Origin of the sequence: Thermoclostridium stercorarium subsp. stercorarium DSM 8532 (genome assembly GCF_000331995.1) — a bacterium.
Classification (GTDB): domain Bacteria; phylum Bacillota; class Clostridia; order DSM-8532; family DSM-8532; genus Thermoclostridium; species Thermoclostridium stercorarium.
The window spans coordinates 1,328,146-1,339,960 of sequence record NC_020134.1; the positions used below are offsets into that span (position 1 = coordinate 1,328,146).

General features: G+C 36.5%; 11 protein-coding genes and 3 pseudogenes. 11 read left to right on the forward strand and 3 right to left on the reverse strand.

All coding sequences use genetic code 11. From position 1 onward, the window contains the following. The first annotated feature begins 156 nt into the window (after positions 1–156). The 6 genes and pseudogenes from CST_RS05725 to CST_RS05750 form a co-directional block, all read left to right on the forward strand. Positions 157–1,023 carry an AraC family transcriptional regulator gene (locus tag CST_RS05725; protein ID WP_015358897.1) on the forward strand — a complete coding sequence of 289 codons (867 nt, stop codon included), beginning with the start codon at positions 157–159 and terminating at the stop codon, positions 1,021–1,023. 35 nt (positions 1,024–1,058) lie between these two features. Then, positions 1,059–1,469: a DUF3842 family protein gene (locus CST_RS05730; protein ID WP_015358898.1), complete on the forward strand. Its 411-nt coding sequence runs from the start codon at positions 1,059–1,061 to the stop codon at positions 1,467–1,469. 10 nt (positions 1,470–1,479) lie between these two features. Beyond that, a complete protein-coding gene (gene nadD / locus CST_RS05735) occupies positions 1,480–2,091 on the forward strand; it encodes a nicotinate-nucleotide adenylyltransferase (protein ID WP_257745781.1) in 612 nt (203 codons plus the stop codon). A 2-nt stretch (positions 2,092–2,093) separates the two neighbouring features. Beyond that, positions 2,094–2,675: a bis(5'-nucleosyl)-tetraphosphatase (symmetrical) YqeK gene (yqeK, locus tag CST_RS05740; RefSeq protein WP_015358900.1), complete on the forward strand. Its 582-nt coding sequence runs from the start codon at positions 2,094–2,096 to the stop codon at positions 2,673–2,675. 68 nt (positions 2,676–2,743) lie between these two features. Further along, positions 2,744–3,355, forward strand: a complete 612-nt coding sequence (gene lepB / locus CST_RS05745) for a signal peptidase I (RefSeq protein ID WP_015358901.1) — start codon at positions 2,744–2,746, stop codon at positions 3,353–3,355. Between the two features lie 145 nt (positions 3,356–3,500). Further along, positions 3,501–4,151, forward strand: a pseudogene (locus CST_RS05750) (IS30-like element ISCth2 family transposase); the annotation flags it as partial. Positions 4,152–4,160: 9 nt separating this feature from the next. Here the strand turns inward: CST_RS05750 and CST_RS05755 are convergent. Next, positions 4,161–5,387 (reverse strand): IS256 family transposase, encoded by a 1,227-nt coding sequence (locus tag CST_RS05755; protein WP_015358103.1) that lies wholly within the window; start codon positions 5,385–5,387, stop codon positions 4,161–4,163. 180 nt (positions 5,388–5,567) lie between these two features. Here CST_RS05755 and CST_RS05760 point away from each other — a divergent pair. Beyond that, a pseudogene (locus tag CST_RS05760) lies at positions 5,568–6,788 on the forward strand (IS256-like element ISCth5 family transposase). 341 nt (positions 6,789–7,129) lie between these two features. Continuing rightward, the gene (locus tag CST_RS05765) at positions 7,130–8,197 is read left to right on the forward strand and encodes a DNA-methyltransferase (protein WP_015358905.1); all 1,068 of its coding nucleotides are present in this window, start codon (positions 7,130–7,132) and stop codon (positions 8,195–8,197) included. A 31-nt stretch (positions 8,198–8,228) separates the two neighbouring features. Here the strand turns inward: CST_RS05765 and CST_RS05770 are convergent, their stop codons facing one another. Together CST_RS05770 and CST_RS05775 are read right to left on the reverse strand one after the other, a co-directional pair. Further along, positions 8,229–8,567: a hypothetical protein gene (locus tag CST_RS05770; protein WP_015484978.1), complete on the reverse strand. Its 339-nt coding sequence runs from the start codon at positions 8,565–8,567 to the stop codon at positions 8,229–8,231. Further along, positions 8,564–9,136: an MjaI family restriction endonuclease gene (locus CST_RS05775; RefSeq protein ID WP_015358907.1), complete on the reverse strand. Its 573-nt coding sequence runs from the start codon at positions 9,134–9,136 to the stop codon at positions 8,564–8,566. The genes CST_RS05770 and CST_RS05775 overlap by 4 nt, the downstream gene beginning before the upstream one ends. Before the next feature lie 392 nt (positions 9,137–9,528). On the opposite strand from CST_RS05775, the gene CST_RS05780 reads away from it, so the two are divergent. The 3 genes and pseudogenes from CST_RS05780 (at position 9,529) to CST_RS05785 (ending at position 11,807) form a co-directional block, all read left to right on the forward strand. Next, the gene (locus CST_RS05780) at positions 9,529–10,749 is read left to right on the forward strand and encodes an IS256-like element ISCth5 family transposase (protein WP_015358908.1); all 1,221 of its coding nucleotides are present in this window, start codon (positions 9,529–9,531) and stop codon (positions 10,747–10,749) included. Positions 10,750–10,795: 46 nt separating this feature from the next. Then, positions 10,796–10,954, forward strand: a pseudogene (locus tag CST_RS13385) (IS30-like element ISCth2 family transposase); the annotation flags it as partial. A gap of 313 nt (positions 10,955–11,267) precedes the next feature. Further along, a complete protein-coding gene (locus CST_RS05785) occupies positions 11,268–11,807 on the forward strand; it encodes a helix-turn-helix domain-containing protein (protein WP_015358910.1) in 540 nt (179 codons plus the stop codon). The last annotated feature ends 8 nt before the right edge of the window (positions 11,808–11,815 follow it).

The following is an 11,815-nucleotide window of genomic DNA, read 5'->3' on the forward strand; positions in this document are numbered from 1 at the left end:
GGTTTACACCTCCTGACACTTATAATAAAACGGTGGTTTATATATAAATTCCATTCTGCCGATAAATACAATAAAATTATATTGATATTTTGCAATGATGATCTTGCGATATATTTATTGTTTATACAAATATATTGATATTTCAGGTGGTCGGCGGTGGATTTTAATTTATTGAAAGAAAACAGGCAACACGGAGATTTTACTTTCCCGATAGGCTTTTATACGATGGTTTACCACGATCCTTCCGGGATGCTGGACTTGCACTGGCACGATGAACTGGAATTTCTCCTTATGACTGCAGGAACGGCTACTTTCAGGGTAGGGGACAATCAAATCATGGTGAAGGAAGGGCAGGCGCTGTTCATTAAAAGCGGTGAAATTCACAGCGCATTTTCGGACGGCGGAGTATGGGGCTTTTCAGCAATTGTGTTCCACCCGAACTTACTAAACAGCAATCCCTATGATAAAATACAAAATGATTATGTTAACCCGATAAAAAACAGGCAGTATGTTTTTACCACGCTAATAGCGGGCGAGGAACTGTGGGAGAGGGAATTGATAGACCATCTGAAAAAAATCATTGAGATTGCAGGGAAAAAAGAGTATACTTATGAGTTGTTAATAAAAGCGCACCTGTATTCGATATTTTCGTTACTTTTGAGAAATGCGAAGACTGAAACTGAACGCGATTTAAAGTATAAATGTGACAGGCTGAAGAACGTAATACAATATATTCAGACAAACTACAACAGGCATATACATTTAAGCGAGCTTTCACGGATGGCCAATATGAGTGAAGGCCATTTTTGCAGATATTTTAAGAAAATTGTTGCAAAAACGCCGATTGAATATTTAAATTATATAAGGGTTATTAAAGCCTGTGATCTGTTGAGAAATACCGACAGAAAAATACTTGATGTAGCGATGGAAGTAGGATTTAATAACTTCAGTTATTTCATAGACAGGTTTAAAAAATACATGAAAATAACCCCGGCGGAATACCGTAAGAAATATCGTTTTTGATTACAGAAAACGCAGTGAAAAAAGGGGAAAAAAGAATGAGAATAGCAGTTATAGATGCCCAGGGCGGAGGTCTGGGCAAAGTAATTGTTGAAAGGATAAAACAAAGGATGCCGCAGGCAGAAATTCTTGGTTTGGGAACAAACGTAATTGCAACTAATGCGATGCTTAAAGCCGGCGCAGACAGGGCCGCGACCGGAGAGAACGCCATCGTTTTTAATATCAGGAACGTAGATGTTATAATCGGCGGGATAGGTATTATTGCCGCAAACGGGATGATGGGGGAGATAACTCCGAAAATTGCGGAGGCAGTGTCTTCTTCCGAGGCGGTTAAGGTCTTAATACCTATAGGAAAATGCAATATAATTATACCCGGATCCGAGAATTATACAACTAATGAACTTATTGACAAGGCCATCTGGCATATAACGCAATGCCTGCCCGAATAACAGAAAGGTAGTGAACGGATTGCTTGGTATTTTCGGCGGGTCTTTCAACCCTATCCATAGCGGACATTTGATTTTGGCAGAATTTATACGTGAAGAATTCAAACTGGACAGGATTATTTTTATACCTACCGGTAATCCACCTCATAAAAAAGTTGGTGACCTGGAACGGGCGCAGTACCGGTATGATATGGTAAAACTCGCAATTGAGGATAATCCTTTTTTTGATATATCGGATATTGAACTGAAGCGGGAAGGGTTTTCCTATACTTCGGATACGTTGAAAAAAATGAAAGAAATATATCCCGACGAGGAATTGTTTTTTATCTGCGGAGGGGATTCAATCATACAGTTCCCGACATGGCATGAAATAGGAACAATATTTGAACTGGCCAGTATCATAGTGGCTGAAAGGCCCAATGTATTAAAGGAAAAGCTTGAAAATATGATAAATGAATTCAGGGAAAAATACGGTGCCAGAATTCTCTGTTCCAGTGCCCCGCATATTGGAATTTCCGCGTCGGAAATACGAAAAAGGTTGAAACAGGGGCTTTCGGTGCGGTACATGGTGCCCCGGGCGGTATATGAATATATAGAGAAAAACAATTTGTATCGGGGAGTATAACCATGAATATTTATGAAATGAAAAGAAAGCTGAAAGAAAATTTGACTGAAAAACGTTATATTCATTCTTTGAATGTTATGGAAGAAGCCGTCAGGCTTGCTAACCGTTACGGTGCGGACGTGGAAAAGGCAAGAATAGCAGGCCTTTTGCACGATTGCGCAAAAAATGTCGGCAGGGAAAAAGAAGATGAATTGATAAAAAAATACGGCATAGAAACGGATGAAATACAAAAACATTCCCATGCTCTGATGCACAGCATATTGGGAAAATATATTGCAAGGGAAGAATACGGGATTTATGATGAAGAGATATTGAATGCGATATACTGGCACACAACGGGTAGGCCTGGCATGACGATGCTTGAAAAGATTATATTTGTAGCAGATTTTATTGAACCCGGCAGAGATTTTGACATGGCGAAAAAAGCCCGGGAATATGCGTATAAGGACCTGAACAGATGCATAGTCATGTGTGCCGATGCGACGATTATGTATCTGCTTGACAGTGGAAAACTTATACATCCGTACACGCTGGAGACGAGGAATGACGCAATTTTGGCCCTGCTCAGAAAAAGCCTTGATTAGGCCTAATCCACATTAAGCAGCTGAAGTTTTCGGAAATGGGAAAGCATTAAAAAGAACGGAGGATGGCAATGAATGAAGAACAGAAGACTAATAAAACAAATATAGGGAAAGAAATACTGGAATGGATTCTTTATTTTATTGGTGCGGTAATTGTGGCATCATTGCTGCAAAGCCAGTTTTTTGCGCTGACAACCGTCCATCAGTCTTCGATGCAGAACACATTACAGGAGGGGCATACCCTTATTATAAATAAACTCAGCTATCAGTTTTCGAAACCTCAAAGAGGGGATATTGTCGTTTTTCTCAGAGGTGAGAATACCAGCGGGTTTGTAAACAAATACAAAGTATTTTTGCAGGATGTGAAGTTACGCTTCAGGAAAAGTTTCAGAACAAACCGACTTATAAAAAGAATAATTGCGGTTGAAGGCGATGAAATTGACATACATGACGGTAAAGTATATATAAACGGCGAGCTGCTGGAGGAGCCTTATGTCAAGGGAATAACCCCGGAGATGGGGATGGAATACCCTTTAACGGTTCCTGAAGGATATGTTTTTGTAATGGGCGATAACCGGGAGAACAGTCTTGACAGCCGCACTTTCGGCCCAATTCCCGTTACAAGTATAGAAGGTAAAGCAATCTTCAGAGTGTTTCCGTTTTCAGAAATCGGCAAACCCTGATCTTTTTATGTATAATTTGTTCCATTCATTCTTGTGCAGTTCTGTGTTTTTCATCCAACCATATATTGTCATATATGGTTTCGACTATTGTCTTGAAATATTTTGGGAAGTTGTAAAATAAAATGCCGTAATATATAGAAAACTCATGGTAATCCATTGTAAAATGTTTAATAACCAAAGAAAAACATTAGCAAAGGAGTACCATGAGTTATATATGAATAATAACACAGAAACAAGAAAAAACAAACACCTAAATGAAAGAGAAAGATACGCCATAGAGTTGTACCTAAAAGAAAAGTATACAGTAACGGAAATAGCAAAGAGGTTGGGCAGGCACAGAAGGACAATAGAAAGAGAAATAACCCGTGGGACAATATATTTACAAAATAGTGATTTAACATACAGAAAAGAGTATTGTGCAGATGTAGCCCAAAGGAGATATGTAGAGAACGGGAAGAATAAAGGTCCACGGTTAAAGATAGGAAATGACCATGAATTAGTGAGGTATATAGAATCAAAGATAATAAATGAAAAATATTCTCCTGATGCTGTTATTGGACAAATAAAAGCAAAGGGACTGAAGTTTAAAACGAGTATCTGCACGAAAACACTATATAACTACATTGACAGAGGGGATGTATTTTTAAGACTAACGAATAAATATTTGCCAGTGAAGAAGGATGGTAAAAAACGCATATATCAAAGGGTTAAGAAGATAGCACTGAAAAATCTTAAGGGAAGCAGCATAGAGGAAAGGCCGAAAGAAGTTAACGATAGAAAGGAATATGGACACTGGGGAGAGTTGTCAAGAATTTTGTGTCTGATTAAAGTAACGTAACTGGAAAATTTGTTGTATTTCATAAATGTGAGCATTTATCATTGGTACCGCTTTTTTCCATTTTGTCCGCCTCAAGTTCTCCCTCTGTAAATATATGTTAATTTCCAATACTTCGACAGAGTTAAAGTAACCACCCGATCTTATCCGAATTTTTTCAACTAGACTGTTGATACTCTCTACACTGTTGGTAGTATAAACATGCTTCCTCAAGGATTCGGGGTATTTAATGAAAGCCATATAATGTTCTGCTTTCTCCATGAGAATGTTCATATATCGGCTATATTTACTCTTAAATTTACTGCAAAGGTCATAAAACTTTTGAACAGCTTCATCAAAGGAAGAAGCAAATTTTATTTTATCGAGTTCTTTATTGAATTCTGCGGCATCAGCTTTGGTCATGTATTTGCGGATATTTCTCTGAAGGTGTACAAAACAGAGCTGATGATCAGCATATGGATATACAGCTTTGACGGTCTCGATAATACCTGGGAAATCATCACTTACAACCACTAAAACTCGTTTAAGACCGCGGTTTATCAAGTCTTCAAAGACCTTGTTCCAATCGGCTCTGTTTTCTTTGCCGAAGAAGGTGTAAAGGCCAAAGATGTCTTTCTTACCTTCCATATCAACGCCAAGGATTATGTAGCATGCGGCTTTCTTCACTTTTGAGCCGTCTTTTATCTCACAATGATAAGCATCGATTAATAAAGCAAACACCGATTCGGGTAATTCCCGTTGTTTGAAAAGGTCTAATTCACTTTTTAGGTCATCTTTGATTTTGTTGAGTTCATCATCAGAGTAAGGAAGGTTGAGGCTTTTGAGGGTATTTAAGAGAGAAGATTCTGAATAACCGTTGACAACAAGGGACATAAGAAGGTCTGTATAGGATTCATCCACCCTTTTATACGGTTCAGGTAGGATGTGGGGTCTGAAATCGCCAGTGCGAGTTCTTGGGACAGAGATGTCCAGGTTACCCATAGGTGTACCAAGTTTTCTATCATAAAAGCCGTTGCCTTTGTCGTTCTCGTTTTTCAAGAGATAGATTTGGCGTTCAGACAACATAAACCAGTCGAGCAAATCCTCCAGCAACTTTTTGAGGGCAGGGCGTGATGGATCTGAATCAGAGCAATACTGGTTTAATACTTTTTCAACCGCCATATTTTTGACTGTTTCATAATAGGTATTTTTATCCATAATTACCAGCCTCCTTTGTGATTTTATTATACACCAGACACAATTTTATTTTAACACCCAGTTATAGTCTCAAGTAGTGGTGTAAATTTCGTGGAGGCTAATTGACAAAAGTAACCACGATATGATTTCTACTTTATTAGGGAAACAAAACAAAACAAATAAAGTAGAGGAGGTCATACCGTGGCTACTAATAATAGAATGGCACTTTTAGAACAACTTAGCAAGTATGTTGTTGAAAAAGATAAAGATTTTTTAAAAGAAGCATTAACATTACTCATTAATGCCCTAATGGATGCGGAAGTTACATCAATAATAGGTGCTGAAAAGTATGAAAGAAATAATAATAGAAACAACTATCGCAATGGATATCGTCTAAGAGAATGGGATACTCGAGTAGGAACATTACAGTTAAGCATTCCCAAGTTACGTCACGGAAGTTATTTTCCAAGTCTTTTAGAACCGAGGAAAATGTCAGAGAAAGCATTATTGAATGTAGTTCAGGAAGCCTATGTTCATGGAGTAAGTACCAGGAAGGTGGATGAACTTGTAGAAGCTCTTGGAATGAAAGGGATTGATAAAAGCGAAGTATAAAGAATCAGTAAGCAACTGGATGAATTTGTAGAAGAATTTAAAAACCGTAGACTGGAAGGAGAATATCCTTACCTTTGGCTTGATGCCACTTTCCCCAAGGTTCGGGAAGGAGGCAGGGTATGCAGTATGGCACTAGTTATAGCAGTAGGAGTTAATCAACAAGGTGAACGGGAAATATTAGGTTTTGATGTAGGGATGAGTGAAGACGGGGCTTTTTGGGAGGAGTTTTTAAGAAGGCTGGTAGCAAGGGGTCTAAAAGGTGTAAGGCTTGTAATCAGTGATGCACATGAAGGGCTGAAGGCTGCAATAAAGAAGATTTTAACGGGAAGTGCATGGCAAAGATGCCGTGTACATTTTATGAGAAATGTATTAAGCCAGGTACCAAAGCATTATCAGGGGATGGTATCATCGATAATACGGACAATATTTGCCCAGAATGATCAGGAATCTGCGAGGGAACAGTTAAGGCATGTAGTAGATGAGCTTAAAAATCGTTTTCCAAAAGCAATGAAAATTCTTGAAGAAGCAGAAGAAGAAATCCTGGCATATATGGCTTTTCCTCGTGAGCATTGGGCACAGATACACTCTACCAATCCGCTGGAGAGACTTAACCGTGAAATTCGCCGTCGAACGGATGTTGTTTGCATATTTCCAAATCGTGAGGCGGTAATCCGATTGGTAGGAGCAATGCTCATGGAACAAAATGATGAATGGAAAGTAGGGCGGCGTTATTTCAGTTTGGAATCAATGTCAAAGATTACATCGATAAATGAATTTACATTGACGCCAGTAGCTTTATTACATAAATGAGGTGAAAAAATGATAAAGTAGAAATCATTTTACACCACTTGACAAGACACTATCCTTTTTTTATAGTTTAAATAAATATTAGTCTACATTGAACAATAGCTACAGGAAAAGTTATAAATGTCGAAAGAGTATTGACACATACATATATGTATGGTTAAAATGAGTGAGGTTTTTATATACGTTGTGATAATAAGCTCCATATTAAAACATCATAATCGTTTAATGATTTAAAATATATTAGAAAATTGGATTAATGTAATAAAAGCAGAGTCTGAATCTGTATTTGTGGTGTTTTAAAATTTTATTGAAAATCCTAAATGATACTCAAGAAAGGAATACATATGAAGACATATCAAAAAGTTTTTTATAAATCGTCTCAAGATATGACCGAAATTGATAATGAATCAGTAGCATTAGTTATTACATCACCACCTTATCCAATGATCGAGATGTGGGATGATATTTTTTCCAAGCAAAATCCTAAAGTAGCTGAAGCATTTTACAAGAAAGATTATGATGCTGCTTTTATGCTAATTCATGAATTTCTAAACTATGTATGGAAAGAGATTTATAGAGTTTTAATTCCAGGTGGTATTGCTTGCATTAACATTGGAAATGCAACAAGGACTATTAATAAAGTATTCCGGCTTTTTACTAATCATTCGCGGATAATATATAACTTTGAAAATATAGGTTTCATTTCTCTTCCAGATATTATCTGGAGAAAGCCTACAAATGCACCAAATAAATTTATGGGTTCGGGGATGTACCCCCCTGGCGCCTATGTTACTTTTGAACATGAATACATTTTAATATTTCGAAAAGGTGATAAAAGAATATTTAAAAATAGCAAAGACATACAAAAAAGGCGTGAAAGTGCCTACTTTTGGGAAGAGCGTAATGTTTGGTTTTCTGATGTTTGGGAATTTAAGGGCACTAGTCAAAATATCACTGGTTTTACTTCAAGAGAACGAAGCGCTGCCTTCCCGTTTGAATTAGCATACAGGTTAGTAAATATGTATTCAATAAAAGGTGATACAGTACTAGATCCTTTTTTAGGAACAGGTACAACCTTAATAGCAGCACTTGCTTCTGAGCGAAATGGAATAGGTTATGAAATAGATGAGTCTTTCTCTGATTTAATTCATAAAAATATTATGAGTTCAGTTGCGGAATTAAATAATTACATTAATGATAGACTTATTAGGCACATAAATTTTATAAAGAATGAAGAGTCTAAGGGTAAAAAATTATATTTGTGCTCTCATCATGGATTTAGTGTGAAAACTAAACAAGAAACTGATATAGTGATAAATAGAATATCAAATATATCATATACAGGCAATAACTGTTATTGTGTAGATTATGAACCAATTCAAAATATTAGTCAGCAATTGAAAATGTTCTGAATAAAAGGCTCTAAAAGAGCCTTTTTATTTATCATTCATGTTTACCTTTTGGCATAGACAACAGTCTATTGTATTCATCAATTATTTTTTGTTCTGTTATTGCATCAACTTTTCCTTCCTTTGGCACGATTATAAATACTTTTCCACCATATTTTTGCTGAAATAACTTATGCCCTTTCTCTTGAGAAGTTCGGCTTTTCCCTGTATATATAGCCATTGACGCAGATTTATATGAATTAGGTTTAATCTGAAGTCCAATTTTATAACCGTTAACTGATGCCCATAAGTCTACCCAGTATGGAGAACCTTCAATATCTGATGGGGTATCATAAAATGGGATTCCTCCAATTATTAAAGCAGCTTCATTCATTTTCCATGCTCCTTCATATATCCTTCGTATGTTCTTCTTAAAACAACATCAAACATGTAATCAATACAATCTTGTTCACTTATGCTTTTTAAAAGGTTTGGATGAAATCTTTCTTCTTCGGGTAGAACCGTACTAATTTTTTCATAAAGAATTTTACCTAATTTCTCAATATGTGATTCACTCTTTCCATGATTAAAATAATACTGTTTCCATTCTTCAAAATTATGCGGTGCACAAGAACGTATTAGCTCAGATGTAGGCCCAACATTCTTTTTAAAGTTTAGTTGCCATCTATTCATGGCATAGTTTAAAACAAATTCTTTTGTTGCTCTTGGCATATTCTTTTCCTCACTTTCTATAAAGAATTTATATAATGGAATTCCTAATGCATTTGCCAAAGTTTCAGCACTATATAGTGTTAAATTGCTTAAACCACGTTCAACACGACTTATAAATGTTCTGTCATAACCAGCTTTTAAAGCGAGTTGTTCTTGAGTTAAACCAAGGTTATTACGGAATTCTCGTAATAGCCTTCCAAAGCGAGCATTAGCAGATTCATTTTCTAACATTTCCCACACCTCTATGGGTATAATAAAGCAAAACTGAAATATTGTCTGTAGACAATAAATCACATTGTTAAAGTTAGATTATACATATCAAAATTTGTTGAGTTTAGCAGGTTGGATGGCCTGTTTTTTTGAGAACACGTGTATTTGGAGTGGTAAATTTTCTAATACTTCTAAACTAATGTTAAAAAATATATTACATCCAAATAAAGGAACATAATTTGGGTAGTAAAGTATGGAATTAAATAAATATATTCTAGTTACTAAAGAAATGGTTATAGTCTTAAGTAGTGGTGTAAATTTCGTGGAAGCTAATTGACAAAAGTAACCACGATATGATTTCTACTTTATTAGGGAAACAAAACAAAAACAAATAAAGTAGAGGAGGTCATACCGTGGCTACTAATAATAGAATGGCACTTTTAGAACAACTTAGCAAGTATGTTGTTGAAAAAGATAAAGATTTTTTAAAAGAAGCATTAACATTACTCATTAATGCCCTAATGGATGCGGAAGTTACATCAATAATAGGTGCTGAAAAGTATGAAAGAAATGATAGTAGAAACAACTATCGCAATGGATATCGCCTAAGAGAATGGGATACTCGAGTAGGAACATTACAGTTAAGCATTCCCAAGTTACGTCACGGAAGTTATTTTCCAAGTCTTTTAGAACCGAGGAAAATGTCAGAGAAAGCATTATTGAATGTAGTTCAGGAAGCCTATGTTCATGGAGTAAGTACCAGGAAGGTGGATGAACTTGTAGAAGCTCTTGGAATGAAAGGGATTGATAAAAGCGAAGTATCAAGAATCAGTAAGCAACTGGATGAATTTGTAGAAGAATTTAAAAACCGTAGACTGGAAGGAGAATATCCTTACCTTTGGCTTGATGCCACTTTCCCCAAGGTTCGGGAAGGAGGCAGGGTATGCAGTATGGCACTAGTTATAGCAGTAGGAGTTAATCAACAAGGTGAACGGGAAATATTAGGTTTTGATGTAGGGATGAGTGAAGACGGGGCTTTTTGGGAGGAGTTTTTAAGAAGGCTGGTAGCAAGGGGTCTAAAAGGTGTAAGGCTTGTAATCAGTGATGCACATGAAGGGCTGAAGGCTGCAATAAAGAAGATTTTAACGGGAAGTGCATGGCAAAGATGCCGTGTACATTTTATGAGAAATGTATTAAGCCAGGTACCAAAGCATTATCAGGGGATGGTATCATCGATAATACGGACAATATTTGCCCAGAATGATCAGGAATCTGCGAGGGAACAGTTAAGGCATGTAGTAGATGAGCTTAAAAATCGTTTTCCAAAAGCAATGAAAATTCTTGAAGAAGCAGAAGAAGAAATCCTGGCATATATGGCTTTTCCTCGTGAGCATTGGGCACAGATACACTCTACCAATCCGCTGGAGAGACTTAACCGTGAAATTCGCCGTCGAACGGATGTTGTTTGCATATTTCCAAATCGTGAGGCGGTAATCCGATTGGTAGGAGCAATGCTCATGGAACAAAATGATGAATGGAAAGTAGGGCGGCGTTATTTCAGTTTGGAATCAATGTCAAAGATTACATCGATAAATGAATTTACATTGACGCCAGTAGCTTTATTACATAAATGAGGTGAAAAAATGATAAAGTAGAAATCATTTTACACCACTTGACAAGACACTATCAAATATTAATAAACTGATAAGAAGATTTATACCAAAAGGAACAGATATATCAAAAGTAAGTAAAGCAAAAATAAAAAGTATAGAGAGATGGATTAATGAATATCCAAGAAGAATGTTTGGTTATAGGTCAGCCATAGAAATGGCGGTATGATGTATAGAATTTATTCCAGTAAGCAATGGATTTACCAAATTTTTCACGGCATTTAATATTGCAATTTATAGTCTTGAAATATTTTAAAAATATATATTGACATACCCTGTAAAACATGCAATAATATAATTCGTTCTGAGTTTAGCAATATTAAACTTTAAGTTTTATACAAAATTTGGGGTTTAATATAACTAAACTTTTTTATCTTAATAAACTGTTTTTAAGAGAAAAATTTTAGTTTTAAAATACCTATAATGCTGATTGCAGGCTGGTTTTATGTTTATATGGGTGCAGATTGTTTTGGAGGGATTATATGCAAATAGGTGCTAAACTTAAAAGGTTAAGGCTGGAATATGGATTGACCCAGGAAGAACTGGCTGACCGGTGCGAACTTACCAAGGGATATATTTCTCAGCTTGAAAGAGATTTAACATCCCCGTCCATTGCCACCCTTCAGGATATACTGGAATGCCTCGGCAGCAGTATACCTGAATTTTTTAGTGAACAAAAAGCCGAACAGGTGGTTTTCAAGGAGAAGGATGTTTTTGTGAAAGAAGTTGAGGAAAAGGGTTACCGGATAAAATGGATTGTTCCGAATGCGCAGAAGAAGGATATGGAGCCTATTATCCTTGAACTGAGTGAAAACGGGGAAACCGAAGAGGATGATCCCCATCAGGGTGAGGAATTCGGATATGTATTACAGGGTACTATAATTTTAACCCTTGGAAAAGAGCGTTACAAGGTAAAAAAAGGAGAGTGCTTCCATTATAAGGCAAACCAGCCCCACAGCATAAAAAACGGTGGAAAAAGGACAGCACAGGTACTCTGGATTTCGACTCCGCCGAGTTTCTGAATATTGCA

Excerpts from the sequence above, each read along its gene's own strand:
- CST_RS05730 (WP_015358898.1), top strand. The coding sequence starts at position 1,059 with ATGAGAATAGCAGTTATAGATGCCCAGGGCGGAGGTCTGGGCAAAGTA.
- yqeK (WP_015358900.1), top strand. The coding sequence starts at position 2,094 with ATGAATATTTATGAAATGAAAAGAAAGCTGAAAGAAAATTTGACTGAA.
- lepB (WP_015358901.1), top strand. The coding sequence starts at position 2,744 with ATGAATGAAGAACAGAAGACTAATAAAACAAATATAGGGAAAGAAATA.
- CST_RS05755 (WP_015358103.1), bottom strand. The coding sequence starts at position 5,387 with ATGGATAAAAATACCTATTATGAAACAGTCAAAAATATGGCGGTTGAA.
- CST_RS05765 (WP_015358905.1), top strand. The coding sequence starts at position 7,130 with ATGAAGACATATCAAAAAGTTTTTTATAAATCGTCTCAAGATATGACC.
- CST_RS05770 (WP_015484978.1), bottom strand. The coding sequence starts at position 8,567 with ATGAATGAAGCTGCTTTAATAATTGGAGGAATCCCATTTTATGATACC.
- CST_RS05775 (WP_015358907.1), bottom strand. The coding sequence starts at position 9,136 with ATGTTAGAAAATGAATCTGCTAATGCTCGCTTTGGAAGGCTATTACGA.
- CST_RS05785 (WP_015358910.1), top strand. The coding sequence starts at position 11,268 with ATGCAAATAGGTGCTAAACTTAAAAGGTTAAGGCTGGAATATGGATTG.